21 protein-coding genes are annotated in these 18,123 nt (G+C 65.3%); 9 read left to right on the top strand and 12 right to left on the bottom strand.

The features are described from left to right. Positions 1-151: 151 nt before the first annotated feature. Positions 152-295, bottom strand: coding sequence for a hypothetical protein (locus tag CV770_RS42905; RefSeq protein ID WP_201760191.1), 144 nt, complete (start codon positions 293-295; stop codon positions 152-154). 269 nt (positions 296-564) lie between these two features. Further along, on the bottom strand, positions 565-1,389 hold the full coding sequence (locus CV770_RS36375; RefSeq protein ID WP_104465770.1) for a dienelactone hydrolase family protein: 825 nt from the start codon (positions 1,387-1,389) through the stop codon (positions 565-567). Between the two features lie 190 nt (positions 1,390-1,579). Here CV770_RS36375 and CV770_RS36380 point away from each other — a divergent pair, with 190 nt between their 5' ends. Further along, positions 1,580-1,807 carry a DUF2093 domain-containing protein gene (locus tag CV770_RS36380; RefSeq protein WP_018321926.1) on the top strand — a complete coding sequence of 76 codons (228 nt, stop codon included), beginning with the start codon at positions 1,580-1,582 and terminating at the stop codon, positions 1,805-1,807. A 163-nt stretch (positions 1,808-1,970) separates the two neighbouring features. Here CV770_RS36380 and CV770_RS36385 read toward each other — a convergent pair whose 3' ends face one another. Next, positions 1,971-2,285 carry a hypothetical protein gene (locus tag CV770_RS36385; protein WP_091958849.1) on the bottom strand — a complete coding sequence of 105 codons (315 nt, stop codon included), beginning with the start codon at positions 2,283-2,285 and terminating at the stop codon, positions 1,971-1,973. Between the two features lie 518 nt (positions 2,286-2,803). On the opposite strand from CV770_RS36385, the gene CV770_RS42910 reads away from it, so the two are divergent. After that, positions 2,804-2,989, top strand: a complete 186-nt coding sequence (locus tag CV770_RS42910) for a hypothetical protein (RefSeq protein ID WP_245453955.1) — start codon at positions 2,804-2,806, stop codon at positions 2,987-2,989. A gap of 310 nt (positions 2,990-3,299) precedes the next feature. On the opposite strand, the gene CV770_RS36400 is transcribed toward CV770_RS42910, so the two are convergent. From CV770_RS36400 to CV770_RS36430, 7 genes are all read right to left on the bottom strand, one after another. Next, positions 3,300-3,635 carry a GYD domain-containing protein gene (locus CV770_RS36400; RefSeq protein WP_018321923.1) on the bottom strand — a complete coding sequence of 112 codons (336 nt, stop codon included), beginning with the start codon at positions 3,633-3,635 and terminating at the stop codon, positions 3,300-3,302. Positions 3,636-3,948: 313 nt separating this feature from the next. Next, complete coding sequence (lpxK, locus tag CV770_RS36405; protein ID WP_104465772.1) at positions 3,949-4,965, bottom strand: tetraacyldisaccharide 4'-kinase; 1,017 nt, start codon at positions 4,963-4,965, stop codon at positions 3,949-3,951. Beyond that, positions 4,958-6,304, bottom strand: a complete 1,347-nt coding sequence (locus CV770_RS36410) for a 3-deoxy-D-manno-octulosonic acid transferase (protein ID WP_104465773.1) — start codon at positions 6,302-6,304, stop codon at positions 4,958-4,960. The genes lpxK and CV770_RS36410 overlap by 8 nt, the downstream gene beginning before the upstream one ends. Next, positions 6,267-6,986, bottom strand: coding sequence for a lysophospholipid acyltransferase family protein (locus tag CV770_RS36415; RefSeq protein ID WP_104465774.1), 720 nt, complete (start codon positions 6,984-6,986; stop codon positions 6,267-6,269). Before CV770_RS36415 ends, CV770_RS36410 begins: the two co-directional genes overlap by 38 nt. Beyond that, entirely contained in the window at positions 6,983-7,225 is a 243-nt protein-coding gene (locus CV770_RS36420; RefSeq protein ID WP_091958722.1) for a DUF4170 domain-containing protein, read from the bottom strand. The genes CV770_RS36415 and CV770_RS36420 overlap by 4 nt, the downstream gene beginning before the upstream one ends. A gap of 63 nt (positions 7,226-7,288) precedes the next feature. Next, positions 7,289-8,107 (bottom strand): 3'(2'),5'-bisphosphate nucleotidase CysQ, encoded by an 819-nt coding sequence (locus tag CV770_RS36425; protein WP_104465775.1) that lies wholly within the window; start codon positions 8,105-8,107, stop codon positions 7,289-7,291. After that, positions 8,094-9,512, bottom strand: coding sequence for a TldD/PmbA family protein (locus tag CV770_RS36430; RefSeq protein ID WP_165637441.1), 1,419 nt, complete (start codon positions 9,510-9,512; stop codon positions 8,094-8,096). Before CV770_RS36430 ends, CV770_RS36425 begins: the two co-directional genes overlap by 14 nt. A gap of 265 nt (positions 9,513-9,777) precedes the next feature. Between CV770_RS36430 and CV770_RS36435 the strand changes: the two genes are divergently transcribed. Further along, complete coding sequence (locus tag CV770_RS36435; RefSeq protein ID WP_091958731.1) at positions 9,778-10,296, top strand: DUF6101 family protein; 519 nt, start codon at positions 9,778-9,780, stop codon at positions 10,294-10,296. Between the two features lie 111 nt (positions 10,297-10,407). Here the strand turns inward: CV770_RS36435 and ubiA are convergent, their stop codons facing one another. After that, positions 10,408-11,364 carry a 4-hydroxybenzoate octaprenyltransferase gene (gene ubiA, locus CV770_RS36440; RefSeq protein WP_104465776.1) on the bottom strand — a complete coding sequence of 319 codons (957 nt, stop codon included), beginning with the start codon at positions 11,362-11,364 and terminating at the stop codon, positions 10,408-10,410. A 141-nt stretch (positions 11,365-11,505) separates the two neighbouring features. Beyond that, complete coding sequence (locus CV770_RS36445) at positions 11,506-12,168, bottom strand: hypothetical protein (protein ID WP_028140105.1); 663 nt, start codon at positions 12,166-12,168, stop codon at positions 11,506-11,508. 210 nt (positions 12,169-12,378) lie between these two features. Here CV770_RS36445 and CV770_RS36450 point away from each other — a divergent pair, with 210 nt between their 5' ends. From CV770_RS36450 to CV770_RS36475, 6 genes are all read left to right on the top strand, one after another. Further along, entirely contained in the window at positions 12,379-13,131 is a 753-nt protein-coding gene (locus CV770_RS36450; RefSeq protein WP_104465777.1) for a 16S rRNA (uracil(1498)-N(3))-methyltransferase, read from the top strand. A 132-nt stretch (positions 13,132-13,263) separates the two neighbouring features. Beyond that, positions 13,264-14,415 (top strand): ATP phosphoribosyltransferase regulatory subunit, encoded by a 1,152-nt coding sequence (locus tag CV770_RS36455; protein ID WP_091958740.1) that lies wholly within the window; start codon positions 13,264-13,266, stop codon positions 14,413-14,415. A gap of 3 nt (positions 14,416-14,418) precedes the next feature. Then, complete coding sequence (gene hisG / locus CV770_RS36460; protein WP_091958743.1) at positions 14,419-15,396, top strand: ATP phosphoribosyltransferase; 978 nt, start codon at positions 14,419-14,421, stop codon at positions 15,394-15,396. A 100-nt stretch (positions 15,397-15,496) separates the two neighbouring features. Further along, positions 15,497-16,543 carry a glycosyltransferase family 2 protein gene (locus tag CV770_RS36465; protein WP_104465778.1) on the top strand — a complete coding sequence of 349 codons (1,047 nt, stop codon included), beginning with the start codon at positions 15,497-15,499 and terminating at the stop codon, positions 16,541-16,543. Next, complete coding sequence (locus CV770_RS36470; protein ID WP_104465779.1) at positions 16,540-17,385, top strand: ChbG/HpnK family deacetylase; 846 nt, start codon at positions 16,540-16,542, stop codon at positions 17,383-17,385. Before CV770_RS36465 ends, CV770_RS36470 begins: the two co-directional genes overlap by 4 nt. A 117-nt stretch (positions 17,386-17,502) precedes the next feature. After that, a partial coding sequence (locus CV770_RS36475; RefSeq protein ID WP_104465780.1) for a DUF2076 domain-containing protein occupies positions 17,503-18,123 on the top strand: 621 nt, incomplete at its 3' end.

An 18,123-nucleotide genomic window follows, 5' to 3' on the forward strand; every position in this document is an offset into this window, starting at 1 on the left:
GGTTCAATGGAACAACGGACGGGGCGCCGCGCTGAGGTACGGGCTTCAAAGCCCTTGGATGAAGCGGTCTCCCGTCCGTTACCGCACCGGACACTCTATCCGATCCAGCGATTCGAGACTTACAAGGGTGACGGTGATGGATTGGAGTACTTCAGCGGCACGACAATCCCGCGTCGATCGTGGTCCAGAAGCCGCAATGCTCCGGCGCGCGCTGTGGGGCGCCGGCGTGGGCTTCGTACAGGAAGATCGCGACGGTGAAGACCACCAGTGCGGAGGAGAAGAGGACGATGCGCATGAGGACTGCGTTTAATCGACATCGTGGTCGAACTAAGGCGCCGTCACGTGCTGAAACCGGCGCCGCGTGCGATCCGTAGATTCCGGGTCGGCCATCAAGTCCGTGCAGGGCGGTGGTCGATGCGGGGCTGTCCGTCTGAATTTGTTCCTCGGGCGGCCCCGCTTTGCAAGACCCGTAGCCCGGATGGAGCGAAAGCGTAATCCGGGTTCGTGCCACGCGCTGCGCTGTCCCGGATTGCGCTGCGCTCCATCCGGGCTGCGGGACTTCCTTCACCGCGCCAGCCATTGCGCGACGTCCTTTTGCGACTCCGCGCGCGCCTCGGCATCCGTGCCGAGATGGCCGCGCTCGGGCACGGCGGCATCGTTGCTGCCGCCGGCTGCGTGCAGCGGCGTGTTGGCGCGGTCGAAATCGTGATAGGCGCCGGGATAGACCACGATGCGTGCAAGCGCGCTGCGGCCATGCGCGCCCTCGACCATCTGGCGACAGGCCGGCGGCGAGGAGACATCGTCATTGGCGCCGATCAGCACCAGGGTCGGCACCCGCGTGCTCCAGCCGAGACCGGCGGAGATCCGGCAGTCCGGATAGAACGCGATCGCGGCGCGGAAATCCGGCCCCAGATCACGCGCCGCGCTCTGCGGCCGCACGGCCCACAGCAGCGCGCTCGCGCCGTTGGCCCAGCCCATCAGGCTGACGCGATCGCGCGCCACCCAGGACTGCTTCATCAGCCAGGCGCGCGATGCTGCGACGTCGGTGACGCGCTCACGCCGCGCCTTGACGTGCATCTCCTTGACGCGGCATTGCGGCCCGAGCTCGCGCGAGCCGTAGCTGTCGGGCAATAGCACGGCATTGCCTGCCCTGAGCAGGCGCTCGGCCCAATCGCGATAGCGCGGCAGCACGGGATCGGAATGGCTGCTGAGGCCGTCGCAGCCGTGCAGCGCGACCACGGCCGGAAACGGCCCCAGACCTTCAGGCTTGTAGAGCTGCGCGTGCAGCACGCCGGACGCCAGCGGAATGTCGACCGGCTGCGGCGCCGGCGCGGCACGCGCGGCCGACATCAGCAGCATCAGGAACAGGGCGGTCAGTCGAAGGCGCATCGGACTCTGCCACAGGAGATGCCGGAACCAGCGATCCTTCGCCCAAGCACTATCACGCGGAAACGGCGGCAAAACATCACAAACCGGTGGGTTTACCGGGCGGACAAGCCACCCTATCTATGCTACATCCCGTCCAACACATCGTGCCCTCCAGTTTCCACGGAGCGGCCTTCCACGGAGACTTTCGACCGTGCTGAACAAGTTCGGCCCCTCGGGCCATGGCGAAGCGCAAGTGCAATATCTCGACGGCGACTTCCGCGTGATCTCGCCGGGCACCTTCGTGCGCTGTGCCATCACCGACACGCGGATTCCGCTCGACGAGCTGAAGTACTGGAGCGTGGATTTGCAGGAGGCCTACGCCACACCCGCCGCCGTGCTGCAGCGGCATTTCCCCGGCGCGCCGAAACCGCAGCAATGAGCTTTCCGCTCTCCTAGGGTGGGCGAAGGCGCAACGCGCCGTGCCCACCATCTCTTCATGACCGCGACGAGCAACGTGGGCACGCTTCCGCCTTCGCTCTCCGAGCTTCGGCGGACAAGTCGCTTTGCCCACCCTATGAGATCGAACTCTTGGCATGGTTCGGCTATTGGGGCTCGGGAGCATCGCCGCCCACGCAAGTCTTGATAAAACTCTTCCTGGCTTCGCCGACGACCTTCTGGTCGATCGCCTGCTTCAGGCAATCGAGCCGCGCCTGCGCCATGCAGAGCTGCAGCTGATCGCGCTTGTCCTGACCTTTCAGGCTTGCCGTCGTCGCCAGACACGTGACGCGCTTGGTCGCGGGAACCGGCACCGTGCTGGTTGGCGCAGCGGGAGAAGCCGCAGGCGGCGTTTGCGCGAACACGGGGGCAACGATCAGACACACAAGGCTGGCGGCAACGGTCGCAGACGGCAGTTTCATCGAAGTCTCCTGATCGTCGGAAACCGATAGGCGTTTTGCGATGAATGTCGCCTGAATGGCAGGCTGCTGCAGGGTGGGCAAAGCACAGCAGTGCGTCGTGGCACGAGCGGTGCAGCTTTTCGCGCGTCATCGGGATGAGACGATGTCCGCATGCAGCTGAACTGCGAGTCTCGGAGAGGAAAAGATCTCCGCCGTGTCGATACGCGTTGCATCGACGAGTGCTTGCACTCCGTGGTTAGTCATTTCGCGCTGTGGTTGGATTCTTTGTTGCGATCCGGCGCCCTTAAGTTGTTTGACGAAGTCTTGTTGAAACAGAGAGCTGCTACAGTGTTCGTTAGGTAATTAGCCCTGTTCTTTTTATCGCACAGACAATCAAGTCAACCAAACGGCCATCGAGCTTTGGAATTGGCGAAGTCTGTGAACGGGCTCATAGCGAAGAGCCATCTGGCGGGCTACCATCACCTCGAAAATTTACGGTGGAATATCTGTAAATCGAAAGTCAAGCGATGGGGGTGATCATGCCCACCATATTGGACTTGCTCTATCGTGAATATTGCCGTGCCCGTCTCGCTGAAATGCGCAAACAGCTTCTGATCGCAGCTGAACGCGCCGAAGCTCTCGAAGCGCATCATCATCCTGCGGATCAGGTTGACGATGAGAGGACGGACGCACATCGCCAGACCGGTCTCGGCCTGCCGCATTGAAGTGGCCCGCGACCGGCAATCTCTCCCGCGTAGCAGTGACCAAGCAATTGGCAACAGTTTGGGAGTGAGCAATGAATACGCCCGAATGCTATACCGTCGTGGTGGCCTGCGTCTCGTGCCTGACCATTATTGGATTGATGGCCACTGGGGCGTGGTGAGCACGACTGATTGCTGAACCTTCAATCAGAACCGAAGCTCTAAAGCATGATCCGGAAAAGTGCGCAGCGGTTTTCCGAAAAGATCATGCTTAAACAACAACCTAAAGCGCTATGACGATTCATCCTCATCGCATCGCGCTTAGGTCCGGATGTCAGCTTCCGGGCGGGGTATACGAAGAACGCAGCTTCGCCGCGTTCTGGCGGACCTGCTTAATCTCGTCCTGCGTGAACAACCTGGTCAGTTTCACATTCTGCAGGGTGCCGGCAGTGACGGTCAGGCCGGAAATGGCCGGCGCCGCACCCGGATCAGGCACATCGAAAATCACCAAAACGCCAGGGCCGTCGGCCGCAACGCTGTACATCGAAAGCAGCTTTCCGCCGGCCGCTTCGATGAGCTTTCGTGCCGCTTCCTGGCGATCGGTCGTGGGATTCTCCAAAATGGCATTGAGAGCGCGTGGTGTGTACTGTCCGGTGAGGCAAAAATGCATGGCATGTTCTCCTCTGGGTTTTTGGCAATGATTTTCCCTGCCGTTCCGAACTGATCGTTACGGCCTCTGCATCTGAAATGATGAAGGTACTGCCCGCCGTGGGCATAAACGCCGCCGATGATTTCCGGGAGTTCGGCACGTCCCGGTGACGGCTCTCATGGAAGGCTACATCAACTCCCCAACATGCGGAAGAGAATTCATCTGCCGCGACATGTCGCCCGATCAGTTGTCGAATACCGCATGGCGATGGATGAATTGTTTTTCCATCCTTTGCTCTTTGGCTACGGCGGACGAGCTTGCCCACCCAACGAGATCATCGCCTGCTGAACCGCCGCTCGCGCGCCTTGTAGAGATGATCGCTGATCAATTGCCGGAGCGCTGCCGGATCATCGAATTCGAGCTGCACAGCGAACGGCACGATGCTATCAGGCACGCCTTCACGGCCGCGGAGGCGCGCGAGATCCTTTTCCGTCGTCACCAGTGTGTACTGCTCGCGCTGCGCCTCCGCTGCGAGAGCTGCGATCTCGTCGTTTGAGAACATGTGATGATCGGCGAAGGCGCGCGTGCGCGCGACCTCGATGCCGCAGGCGCGCAAGCTGCGGAAGAATCGTTCGGGATCGCCAATGCCCGCGAATGCGAACACCGGCTTGCCCAACAGTCTTGCGACCGACCCGGCGTCCGGCCTCAGGCGCGCACGCAGCTCCGGTTTGTCGCGCTTGGCAAGCTCGGCCGCGACATCGTTGGCGGCGCGGCCGTCCCCGATCAACACCAGCGCGTCGGTGCGCGCAAGCTGCGCCTTCAGCGGCGCGCGCAGCGGGCCGGCGGGAAATACCTTGCCGTTGCCGAGGCCGCGTTCGCTATCGATCACGATCAGCGAGGTGTCCTTGACCAGGCGCGGGTTCTGAAAGCCATCGTCCATCAGGACCACTGTGGCGCCTTGCGATTTGGCGAGCGCGACACCCTCGAGGCGGTCCCGCGCGACGGCGACCGGAACGTCGCGCGCCATCATCAAGGGCTCGTCGCCGATGTCGGAAGCGGTGTGGCGTGCGCGGTCGACCATGACCGGGCCCTGCAGCCGTCCGCCATAGCCGCGACTGAGCACCACCGGTGTCTCGCCGAGCTCGCGCAAAAGCTTCGTCAGCGCCAGCACGGTCGGCGTCTTACCGGCGCCGCCGACATGATAATTGCCGACGCAGATTACGGGGATGCCGGCATCCACGCCTTTGCGCAGCATGCGTCGTTCGGTGATCGCGCCGTAGAGCGCTCCGAGCGGCCATAACGCGTACGACTGGAGAGAACGTGGCCGGTACCAGAAGGCCGGCTCACGCATTGGCGGCTCCCATCTCGATCCGCAGCTGCAGCAGATACGGCTCGAGCGCGGTCATGGTGCGATCGAGTGCGCCGCCGAGATCCTCGACCACGCCGCTGCCTGCGCGCTGCATCTTGTCGCGCAAGGTGGGATCGGCCAGCAGCTGGCCGAGCTGCTTGACCAGCGCCTCCGGCGTATCGGCCTGGCGCGCACCGCCGCTCCCGTCGAGCGCCTCATAGACATCGGCGAAGTTGAAGACGTGCGGACCATGCACGATCGCGGCACCGAGCTTGATCGCCTCGATCGGGTTCTGCCCGCCATGACGGATCAGCGATCCGCCCATGAATACGATCGGCGACAGCCGGTAAAACAGGCCGAGCTCGCCCATGGTGTCGGCGACATAGATGTCGGTGGTCGCGGTCGGCAGCTCCTCGCGCGAGCGCAATGCCGGCTTCAGGCCGGATGCCGTGATCAAGCCAGCGATCGACGAGCCGCGGTCGGGATGGCGCGGCACGATCACGGTGAGGAGCTGCGGGAAGAAGCCGGAAAGGCTGCGATGTGCCGCGACCAGCATCTCGTCCTCGCCCGGGTGGGTCGAGGCCGCGACGATGATGGGGCGCCCGCGCGTCATCGCCATCAGCCGCTCAAGCTTGGCGGGATCGGCCGGCGGCGCCGGCACGTCGAGCTTGAGGTTACCCGTGGTGACGACGTCGCGGCCGCCGAGCGTGGAGAAGCGTTCGGCATCGGTCTTCGACTGTGCGAGGCAGATGTCGAAACGTGAGAGCAGCGCCGAGATGGTGCCCTGCATGCGGCGCCAGCGCGGGAAGGAGCGCGGCGACATCCGCCCGTTGATCAGCACCATCGGCACCCGGCGCGTCGCGCCCGCCAGGATCAGGTTCGGCCACAGATCGGATTCGATGAACAGCGCCAGCGACGGCTTCCAATGATCGAGGAAGCGCGCGACAAAGCGCGGCGAGTCATACGGCACGTATTGATGAATGACGTCGGGCGGAAACCGCTTTGCGACCACGGCGGCCGAGGTGACGGTGCCCGAGGTGAGCAGGATGCGCAAATTGAGATCGCGCAGGCGCTCGATCAGCCCCGCTGCGGCCAGCACCTCGCCGACACTGGCGCCGTGGATCCAGACCAGCGGACCATGCGGCCGCACGTCCCGGGACAGGCCGCGCCGCTCGCCGACGCGCGCGGGATCCTCCTTGCCCTGCTTCAGCCGCCGCTTGATCAGCGCCGGCGCAAGCGGCACCAGGCCGGAGGCCAGGCGCTGATACATCCGCAGCGTCATCGGCAACGAATTGGGCAGCGAATTAGGCATCTTCCGGTCCCGGGCGGCCGAGTTGCGCATAGGCGCGGCGGGTCGCCTCGTTCAACGTGTCTTCCAGCTCCTGCCGCAGCGCTTCCATCATGGCAGCGTCGGCATCTGCGGGAACGTGGATTTCCTTGATGCCGACAAATGCGCCCCGCCCGAATGGCAAATTGATGGTGGTGCGGTCCCAGTTCTTCAGCCGAACGAAGCGGCTGGTCGCCATCGCGAAAGGCATGATCGGCCGTCCCGATTCCCGTGCCAGCATGATAATGCCGAGCCCGGCCACGCGCGAGCGCTTGGGGACATCGGCGGTCAGCGCGACATTACAACCGGTCTGGAGCGTGCGCACCATTTCCTTGAAGGCGCCAACCCCGCCCTTGCGGTGAAAGGCACCGCCGTGATCGCCGGAACCGCGGATGGTGCCGATGCCGAGCCGCTCGGCGGCGATCGCGTTGAACTCGCCGTCGCGGTGGCGGGAGATCAGGACCCTGGCGCGATAGGAAGCCTTGTTCTGGTTCTTGATGAAGGGCGTGAGGAAATGCTGGCCGTGCCAGAACGCGAAGATCGCAGGGAGCTGCGGCTCAACCTGCGCATAGACGTCGGGCGGATCCAACGTGAATTTGTTGGTCCGCCAGACCAGACGCAGATATTCGGCCGCCAGGACCCCGACGGCACGCTGAACGAAGCTGCTTCGCAGCGTATTGCGAAGCAGTTTTTTCAACGCGCCGGTTCTTGATTCGGGTCGAGCAACCGGTGGAGGTGGACGATGAAATAGCGCATCTGCGCGTTGTCGACCGTGCTCTGCGCCTTGGCCCGCCAGGCGGCATGGGCGGTCGCATAATTCGGATAGAGGCCGACGACCTCGACATCGTCGAGGTTCTTGAAGGTGTTGTGCTCGAGATCGACGAGCTCACCGCCGATGACGAGGTGAAGCAGTTGTTGCGGGGCACTATCTGGCATGAGTTCTGTTCCTAACGGGCTGCCCGGCAAAAGCAGTGTTCGACGAGCACGACGAAAAGCGCTTTAGGCCAAGGGGCGGTTTCGAAAATGCGCGACAATGCCCGCATGACGATCGCGCCCCGCTGCCACCAGCACCCCGTGCGCCACTTCCCGGCGGTTATAGAGGATGGGTTCTCCGGAGAGGTCGCTCATCCTACCATCGGCTTCCTGCACGATCAAATCGGCCGCCGCAAGGTCCCAATCATGGCTATTGCCCCCCGCAAAAGCCGCATCCAGCGCGCCATGGGCGACCCGGCACAGGCGCAGCGCAAGCGAGCCGATTCGCGGATGCAGCTTGATTTCGCCGCCCGAGCTGTTGAGCCGCTCGACCATCGGTTTCGGGCCGGCGACACGGGAGAAGTCGAGCGCGGATCCGGGCGAAGCCTGCACGGCTACGTCGTTGAGCGTGGTGCCCTGGCCGCGTGCAGCGAAGAAGAACTCACCGCTCGTCGGCGCGAACACCGCGGCCAGTACGGGCGCGGCATCCTCGACCAGCGCGACGCTGACGCACCAATCGTCGTGGCCATTGAGGTAGTTGCGCGTGCCGTCGATGGGATCGACGATCCAGGTCAGCCGCCGCGACAGCCGCGCCGCATCGTCGGCGCTCTCCTCAGAGAGCCAGCCATAATCCGGCGTCGCACTGCGCAGGCGCGCTTCGAGCAGGTCGTTGACGGCGATGTCGGCTTCGGAAACCGGCGAGGATGCGCCCTTGGTCCACTTCTTCAGTTCGGTACGGAACATCGACTGCGCCAGTGCACCCGCCTCGCGCACCGTGTCCTGCAGCAGCGCTGCGTCGCGCGTCAGGATGGTTTCGCCCGGGGCGTTCGCCTCAACGTCCGCCAAGCGTCAATCCCTCGATGCGCACCGTCGGCGCATTGACGCCGTAGCGGAATTCGAGATTGTTCGCGGGCTGCATCGACTTGAAGATCTCGAACAGATGGCCGGCGATTGTCACCTCGCTGACGGGATAGGTGATCTCGCCGTTCTCGATCCAGAAGCCAGAGGCGCCGCGGCTGTAATCGCCGGTGACGCCGTTCACGCCGGAGCCGATCAGATCGGTGACGTAGAAGCCCTGCTTGATGTCGGCGATCAGCTCGGCGGGCGTCGGCGTGCCGGGCTCGAGATGCAGATTGTACGGCCCGGGCGAGGGCGAAGAGGAGACGCCGCGATGGGCGTGGCCGGTGGTGGCAAGGCCGAGCTCGCGCGCGGTGGCGCAGTCGAGCAGCCAGGTCGTCAGCACGCCCTCGTCGATCAGCGCGATCTTCTTCACGGCAACGCCTTCGGCGTCGAAGGTCTGCGAGCGCAGGCCGCGCTTGCGCAGGGGATCGTCGATGATGCGGATGTTCTTCGCAAACAGCTGCTGGCCGAGCTTGTCCTTGAGGAAGCTGGTCTTGCGCGCGATCGAGGCGCCGTTGATGGCGCCGACGACATGGCCGACCAGGGAGCCGGCGACGCGCGGATCGAATACGACAGGTACCTTGCAGGTCTCGACCTTGCGCGGGTTGGAGCGCGCCACGGTGCGCTCGCCGGCGGAACGGCCGACGATTTCCGGCGACAGCAGGTCGGCGCCATGCGGCGCCGAGGTGAAGTCGTAATCGCGTTCCATGCCGGTGCCTTCGCCCGAGATGGCGGTGGCCGAGATGCCCTGGCTGGAGCGCAAATAGGAGCCGTGGAAGCCGGTCGAGGTGACCAGCACCATGCCGCCCATGCCCGCGGAGGCCGAGGCACCGCCGGATTTGGTGACGCCCTTCACGGCGAGCGCGGCAGCTTCGGCCGCGAGTGCGCGGCGCTCGAGCTCGCTGGTGGCGGGCACATCAGGGTCGAGCAGATCGAGATCGGGGAAGTCGCGCGCGAGCAGCGCGGGATCGGCGAGCCCGACATATTTGTCGTCGGGCGCAACGCGCGCCATCGCGACCGCGCGTTCGGCAAGCTTGGTCACGGCATCGCCGCTGACGTCGTTGGTCGAGACCACGGCCTGGCGCTGGCCGACCAGCACGCGCAGGCCGACGTCGTCACCCTCGGAGCGCTCGGATTCCTCGACGCGTCCGTCGCGCACCTCGACGCCTTGCGAGACGCCGCGAACCGCGACCGCGTCGGCCGCATCCGCGCCGGCGCGCTTGGCCGCCTCCACCAGCCGCTGCGCCAGATCCGACAAAGCGGACTGGTCGAACAGGTCGCGGCTGGCCTTTGACCCCTTGGCGGAATCCTTGGACGAAAGCGTCGAGCTTGCGGATGGTGAAGAGTTCACGAACGAAATCCTGTTGGGGCGGGGGTTCGGGACCGGAACCCACAGATGTGCCCTGATCGCGCGGACTTCAAGCATTTTCAGCCCGCCAAAAGCTCAGATTCGCACCTTTGGCGCAACGTCTCGTCAATCATGCGCGCCAAGGTCTTGTCAATCATGAGCAGCAGTGACGGTGGGTTAACCAGCCTTTTTAAGCGGTTTCGGAAAGCCGCGCGCTAAGGTCCTCGCATCGACCGGGAACATAATCCCGGCGGGGAGAACTAAAGCCGTGAGGCGTCAAACAGCAACATGCGGGGTCGCTCCCGCCGGGTCGAGCCGCTCTCTGCGGCTCGACCCCCTTTCCCTTCCGGTCCGCTTCGATGCGCACGATCCGCGCGCCGACGGACATGTCAGGCAGATCGAGCTTCATCGCGAACGCGTCGTGCTGCGTCGTGCCGTCCGCGGCATGCAGATGGCGATCAACGTCCGCGTCAGCGACTTCACAGGCGTCGCACTGCGCGGCAATGACGAAGCGCAGGCCATCGTCCTCGTGCATCGCGATCCCTCGCTGTCCGTTCCGCTGCTCGTCGGCGCCGACGGCGACGAGCTCGTCGAGGCCTTGGCGATCTGGAGTGAGCTGTTCGCGCTTCCGCAGCTCGACGAAGGTGCACGCAAGCCCGCAGCCCGCCGCCGCCGCGCCAATGCGATCCGCGCCCGCCGTCCGAAATTCCTGATGCGCCGCCGTGTTGCGATGGCACGCGAGCTGTCGGTTCATCGCGAAGAACGCGAGATCATCGCGAGGAATTAGACGGAATTCACAGGTGCCGTAGGGTGGGCAAAGCGAAGCGTGCCCACCTTTTGGTCAATCATTGAGAGATCGTGGGCCGGCGCAAGGGCGCCTTTGCCCACCCTACGGCAGCTACGCCGCCCGCATCACCGCGTCCACCAGCAACCCCGCAAACAGCAGCGCTCCGGCATATTTGTTCGAATAGAACAGGCGCTTGCACAGCTCGGGATCGTCGATCCGCAAGCGCACGATCTGCGATGCCAGGTGCACGGCGAAGGCGATCAGCCCGAGCCAAGCCGGCCAGCGCGCATCGCCTGAGGCCAGCGCGACGCCGATCAGCATCACAGCGAGCCCGTAGAACAGGATCAGCGCCTGGTGCGTGTGCGCGCCGAACAGGCGCGCGGTGGACTTGATGCCGATCAGCGCGTCGTCGTCGGCGTCCTGATGCGCGTAGATCGTGTCATAGCCGATCACCCACGAAATCGCACCGGCATAGAGCACCATCGCGGTGACGTCGATGCGGCCGAAGGTGACGGCAAATCCCATCAGGGCGCCCCAGGAGAAGGCAAGCCCGAGCACGATCTGCGGCCACCAGGTGATGCGCTTCATGAAGGGGTAGATCGCGACGATCAGGAGCGAAGCGATGCCGGTCGCAATCGCGAAGCGGTTGAACTGCAGCAGCACGATAAGGCCGATCAGCGCCTGCACGACCATCCAAGCCAGCGCCTGCTTCGTGCTCACCTGCCCCGACGGCAGCGGCCGCGAGCGGGTGCGCTCGACCTTGTCATCGAGGTCGCGGTCGGTGATGTCGTTCCAGGTGCAGCCCGCCCCGCGCATCACGAAGGCGCCGATGAAGAACAGCAGGATGGTGAGCGGCAGGCCGCGGACGTCATGCACCATGCCGCTCGCGAGCGCCGCCGACCACCAGCACGGCATCAACAGCAGCCATGAGCCGATCGGACGATCGAAGCGGGACAATCGCAAATAAGGCCGCGCCCATGGCGGCGCGAGCGTATCGACCCAGTTGCCGGTGGAATCGGCAACGCGGGCGGATGTGCTAGTGCCCAGTTTTCGAAGTTCGAATTCCATCGCGGCGTATTCCGGTACGAACTTCGAAAACTACAAGGGCACTAGCAAGAAATTATAATTCACGTGCCGCCTATCGATTTGAAGTTCCTATGAGGATCTCGCGGCAAGCACCGTAGGAACTTCAAATCGGCGGCACGTGTATCATCGGGTCAGGACGTTGCCGTTGAGCGTGTCGAAGGTGCTGCCGCCCTTCTTGCCGGCATTGGCCTCAGGCGCCGAGCCTGAACCGAGCACCTCGCTCAGCGACGGGCCGGCCGGACCGCGCGGCTGGTTCTGCATCTGCTGCGCGACGTTGCAGACCTTCGTCGCCATGGCCTCGGTATTCTTGTGACCGTCCTTCATCTGCGCGCCGATCTGCGCCGGGATTCCGCATTTGGCGGCGTGGGACTCGATGTACTTGATCATCTTGGTCTCAGCCTGGCTGAAATTGCGGATCAGCTTGCAGGCTTCGTCCGGCGGCGCATGACGGTCGCTCGCGGCCTTGATCAGCTTGCCGCGCTTCTCGGCTTCCTCGCGCAGAGGAATGAAAGCCTTCATGCAGTCCTCGCCAGGGCCGCCCTGGGTCGGCGGGGCCGCGCTGAACGCGCCAGCGCCGCCGACGGGCGCGGCGCCATTCACGGGAAAGGACGATTGCGGTGCCGTGCCGACCGAAGCGGTCGGCGCCGAGCCGTTCACCGGGGGAAACGCGGAACTGGTGGCGGCCTGGTTCGGCAGCGGCGCCGGGAAGGCGCTTTGCGCATAGGCGCCCGCGGTGCTCAGGGTGACCATGGCGGCAGTGATCGGAACCATCAAATGACGGATCATCAGGATAGTCTCTCCGGCAGGAGCTACGGGGTTCAGCGTCTTCCCAATTGAAGCGCAACCAGCGTGTTCGCGTTTTTACGATTCCCGCCGGCGCTTAACAACCCGTTGAATAGGGCAAGAGCGCGGCGCGGGGACGCACCATTTCGGCAATATTTACCCCCGGAATGGCTGCTTTCGGTTAAGAACGGCCCCAAATCGGACCCCTGAACGATGCCCTCCCACGATTTTCGCGCTCCCCGCCTGTTCGTCGACGCTCCTCTTGCCCAGGACGCCAGGATCCCGCTCGACCGCGACCAGAGCAATTATCTCGGCAATGTGCTGCGACTTGCCGCCGGAGCCGAGGTTTTGGCCTTCAACGGCCGCGACGGCGAGTGGCAGGCCGCCATCGAAGGTCGCAAGCGGCCGGACGGCCTCGTGATCCTGCAGCAGACCCGGCCGCAGGACGGGCTGCCGGACGTCGCCTACGTTTTCGCCCCGCTCAAGCATGCCCGGCTGGATTACATGGTCCAGAAGGCCATCGAGATGGGCGCCGCCGCCCTGCAGCCGGTCCTGACCCGGTTCACCCAGGCCTCCCGGGTCAACACCGAGCGGATGCGCGCCAATGTGGTCGAGGCGGCCGAGCAATGCGGCATCCTGAGCATCGCCACGGTCGCCGAGCCGGTGCCGCTGGAGCGGTATCTCAGTCAGCGCCCTGCGGGCCGCCTGCTGATCTTCTGCGACGAGGCGGCGGAGGTGCAAAACCCCGTTCAAAGCCTGCAGAACGCCCGCGAGGCCGGACAGGGGATCGACGTGCTGATCGGCCCCGAGGGCGGCTTTGCCGAAGAAGAGCGGGCCCTGCTGCTGCGGCAGCCCAAGATCCTCCGGCTGGCGCTCGGCCCGCGGATCATGCGGGCCGATACCGCTGCCGTGGCCGCCCTGGCGCTGGTACAGGCGGTGCTGGGCGATTGGGGCAATGCCAGCTGATCCCGGCGTTGCCCGCCTGTTAAGCGATTGATCCTTTGGAGGTCGAAACCGCTTTCGGGCCATGCTAAGGGCTGCGCAATTCCTGTCCTTTCCCTTGCCCTGCCCGGTTCCACCGGGACGATGGACCCAGTTATGACCGCGACTGCCACCTCAAATGCTGCCGGCTCCGCCGCCTGGGCGGATACGCTGCTGTTGTCGTTCGCGCAGGCCGGTTACGTCAGGGCCGAGCCCGCCATCCTGCAGCCGGCCGAGCCGTTCCTGGACCTCTCCGGCGAGGACATCCGCAAGAGCCTGTACCTGACCACGGACCTCTCCGGCGAGGAGCTGTGCCTGCGCCCGGACCTGACCATTCCCGTGGCGCGCGATTACCTGAGCTCCGGTCGTGCCGGCCAGCCGGCCGGGTTCAGCTATCTCGGCCCGGTGTTCCGCTACCGCAGCGGCCAAGCCAGCGAATTCCTGCAGGCCGGCATCGAATCGTTCGGCCGCCAGGACCGTGCCGCGGCCGACGCCGAGACGTTGGCGCTCGGGCTCGAAGCGACCGCGGCCTTCGGTGTCCGCGACGTCGAGATCCGCACCGGCGACGTGGCGTTGTTCAATGCGCTGCTCGACGCGCTCGACCTCTATCCGGTCTGGCGCCGCCGCCTGGTCAAGGATTTCAACCGCAAGATCAGCCTGGAAAAGGATCTGGAACGGCTGGCGGCCGCCACCACCGCGACCCGCAGCGAATATGAGGGCGTGCTCGCCGCCCTCGCCGGCTCCGACCGCAAGGCGGCGCTCGCCTTCGTCACCGATCTGATGTCGATCGCCGGCACCACCAATGTCGGGGGACGCACCACGGCCGAGATCGCCGATCGCTTCCTCGAGCAATCGACGCTGAAGGGCGGCGCGCTGCCGCGCGAGGCGATCACCGTGCTCAAGCGCTTCCTGACGATCGCAGGCAATCCCGACGATGCCATCGCCGAGCTGCGCGCGCTCACTGCCGACGCGAAGCTCGACCTCACGGCTGCGATCGACCAGTTCGAGAGCCGGGTCGGCTTCATGGCGGCGCGCGGCATCGACGTGAAGCAGACGCGCTTCTCGACCGCGTTCGGGCGCGGCCTCGACTATTACACCGGCTTCGAATTCGAGCTGCATCACCGGGGCAACGGCGCCGAGCCGCTGGTCGCCGGCGGCCGCTATGACGGGCTGATGACCCAGCTGGGATCGACTGAGCCGATCCCCGCGGTCGGCTTCTCGGTCTGGGTGGATGCGCTGACGAAGATCGGCCGCAAGGTGGGAGCTTAAGTCATGAGCGCGCCATTCGTTCTGGCCGTTCCCTCCAAGGGCCGCCTTCAGGAAAATACCGAAGCCTTCTTCGCCCGTGCCGGCCTCAAGCTGTCGAAGGCTGGGGGCGCCCGCGACTATCGCGGCACGCTTGCAGGCCTCGATCATGTCGAGGTCGCCTATCTCTCGGCGAGCGAGATCGCTTCGCAACTGTCGCGCGGCTTTGCGCATCTCGGCGTCACCGGGGAAGACCTGGTGCACGAGAACATCGCGGACGCCGACAAGCGCGTGTCGCTGATCGATGGGCTCGGCTTCGGCTATGCCGACGTCGTCGTCGCGGTGCCGCAGGCCTGGATCGACGTTCGCACCATGGCCGACCTCGACGACGTCACCACCGGCTTCCGCGAGCAGCATCACATGCGGATGCGGGTCGCGACCAAGTTCGTCAACCTCACCCGCGCCTTCTTCCAGAGCCACGGCATCACCGATTACCGCATTGTTGAAAGCAGCGGCGCGACCGAAGGCGCGCCGGCGGCCGGCAGCGCCGAGTTGATCGTCGACATCACCACCACAGGCGCGACGCTCGCCGCCAACGGCTTGCGGGTGCTCGACGACGGCGTGATCCTGCGCAGCCAGGCCAATCTGGTCGCCTCGAAAGAGGCCAACTGGACGCCGCAGGCGCGGGAGACCGCGCGCGTCATCCTCGATCACATCGCGGCAAGGGCGCGGGCCAACAAATATCGCGAGGTCCGCACCCGCTTCCGGCAATGCGACGCCGCGCTGCTCGGCGAAGCCCATGGCCGGTTCGGCGTCGAGGCCCCGTTCGGCGGACCGACCTCGTCAGGCATGCTGACGTTGCACTGCCCGCCGGGACAGCTCTATGCGCTGGCAAGCTTCCTGCGCGAGCATGGCGCCGAAACCGTCTCGGTGGTTTCGCTCGACTACGTGTTCGACCGGGAGAACCCGCTGTTCGCCAAGCTGGAGGCGTTCCTGCGGCAGTGAGCCTCAGGTCCGCTCAGCATTTCCGTTCAGCTTTGCGACAGCAAATGGCAGCTACCATATGCTGTTGAGATGACTTTGAACGCCTCTGGAACCTTGATCGATGACGTTGGGCTCTGACGTTTCCGGCATGACGACGACCGCAAGCACCGCGGCCGCGAAGGGACTGTCGATCGTCGTCCCCGTCTACAACGAGGCGGCGGGCCTTGCCGCCCTGCACCAGCGCATCTGCGATCTCGCAAAAACCTTGCGGGAGCGCTATCGCCTGGCTTGCGAGGTCGTCTATGTCGACGACGGCAGCAAGGATACGACGCTGGCGATCGCCCGCGCGCTGCCGGCCGACGCGATCGACGTCCAGGTGGTGTCGCTGTCGCGCAATTTCGGCAAGGAAGCGGCCCTGATGGCCGGCCTCGACCATGCCCGGCTCGGCGCCGTCATGTTCATGGACGGCGACGGCCAGCATCCGCCGGCCCTGATCGAACAGCTGGTGCGGCACTGGATCGATGACGGCTATGACGTCGTCTACACCGCCAAGGCGCATCGCGACAACGAGACCTTCCTGCGCCGGGTCGCCGTGCACGGCTTCTACGCGCTGATCAATTGGGGGGCACGGCAGAAGATTCCCGAGGACGCCGGCGACTTCCGCCTGCTGTCACCGCGCGCGGTCACAGCGCTCAGGCAGCTGCCCGAGCGCAACCGGTTCTTCAAGGGCCTCGCCAGCTGGATCGGCTTCCGCCAGATCCGCGTCGACTATGAGCCGTCCGCGCGCGCCCATGGCGTTACCACCTTCAACGCCGCAAGCCTGCTCGGCCTGTCGATCGAGGGCCTGACCTCGTTTTCGGTGGCCCCCCTGCGCTTCGCCAGCCTGCTCGGCGTCATTCTCGCCGGGGGCGCCTTCCTGTTCGGCCTTTCGATCCTCTGGGAAGTGTTCACGACCGGCAAGCAGGTGCCCGGCTATCCCTCGCTCGTGATCGGCCTGATGACGATCGGCGGCGTTCAGCTCATCATGATCGGCATCGTCGGCGAATATATCGGCAAGATCCTCTCCGAGCTGAAGGCGCGCCCGATCTACTTCGTCGCCGAGCATAGCGAAAAGCACTTCGAAGCCGGCAAGGCGGACGAGGCCGCGAAGAGGACGGCCGCCGAATGAGCGCGGCCGCGGGTCTGCGGCGGATCTGGCTCTGTGCCGACGATTACGGCATCAGCCCGGGCGTCAACCGCGCCATCCGCGACCTGATCGAACGCGGCCGGCTCAACGCCACCTCGGTGATGATGGTGGGCCCTGCAATCGCGCGCAGCGACGTCGAGGCGCTTCAGGCCTCGGCGAAGACGAGCCCCCGCTGCGCGATCGGATTGCACGTGACGCTGTCGGCGCCGTTCCGCCCCCTCACCATGCATTTCCGCCCGCTCGACGGCGACATGTTCATGCCGTTTCCGAAGCTGCTGCGCGCGGGCATTTTGCGGCGGCTCGACCGCGAATTCTTCCGCAATGAGGTGAAGGCGCAGCTTGCCGCATTTGCGGAAGCGTTCGGGCGCGTGCCTGACTTCGTCGACGGCCATCAGCATGTGCAGCTCTATCCGCAGGTGCGCGACGGCTTCGTCGATGCGGTCAGCGAAGGCGCGCCGAACGCCTGGGTGCGCCAGGGCGGCCGCGACCTGCCGCTCAGGCAGCGGCTGGCCTCACCCAAGGCCATCGTGCTCGACGTCCTCAGCGCGCAATTCCGCCGCCGCGCCGGCAGCGCGGGGCTCAGCTTCAATCCGGGCTTTGCCGGCGCCTATGACTTCACGCGGGCGGCCGATTTTGGCGATTTGATGCGGCAATTCCTGGAAGGCTTGCCGGATGGCGGCCTCGTGATGTGCCATCCCGGCTTCGTCGACGATGTCCTCGCCGGCCTCGATCCGATGACGGATGTCCGCGAACGCGAGCACGCCTATCTGGCCGGCGACGGCTTCGCGCGTCTGCTGGCGGACAGCCGCGCCACGCTGGGATGACACCGGCAGCCGCGAGGCAGCTTGTCGCATACCGAAATTTAATCCGGCCGGCACTGTTGGGGCCACAATGGAACCCTACATCTGCTTCGCGCTTGTTTTGCGCGAGGGAGACTGATCATGACGCCGCAGGAACGCCAGCTCGTCGACGACCTTTTCGACCGGCTTTCGAAACTGGAAAACGCACCGCGCGATCCCGACGCGATCGCCGCGATCTCGGACGGGCTGCGCAAGGCACCCGGCGCGATCTATGCGCTGGTGCAGACCACGCTGCTGCAGGACGAAGCGCTGAAGCGCGCCCATAACCGCATTCAGGAGCTGGAAGCGGCCCATGGGCCCGAGCAGGCGCAGTCCGGCGGCTTCCTCGACACCATGCGCGATACGCTGTTCGGCGGAGGCCCCTCGCGCGGCTCGGTTCCGAACGTGCCGCCACGTGACGCGCGGCCGGTCTGGAACAGCGGCGGAGCGATGCAGCAGACGCAGCCGGGCTACGGCCAGCCCCCTTACGGCCAAGGTCCAGGCCAAGCTCCAGGTCAGGGCCCGGGCCAGGGTTATGGCGCACCGCCGATGGGCGGTGGCGGCGGCTCGTTCCTCGGCACCGCGGCGGCAGCTGCCGCCGGCGTCGTCGGCGGCTCGCTGCTGCTCTCCAGCATCCGCGGCATGATGGGCGGATCGCATCAGCAGGCATTTGGCGACACCAACGCCCTCGGCGACCGCAGCGCTGGTGGAAGTCCTTGGGGC

The sequence above is a fragment of the Bradyrhizobium sp. AC87j1 genome, assembly GCF_002936975.1.
Classification (GTDB): domain Bacteria; phylum Pseudomonadota; class Alphaproteobacteria; order Rhizobiales; family Xanthobacteraceae; genus Bradyrhizobium; species Bradyrhizobium shewense.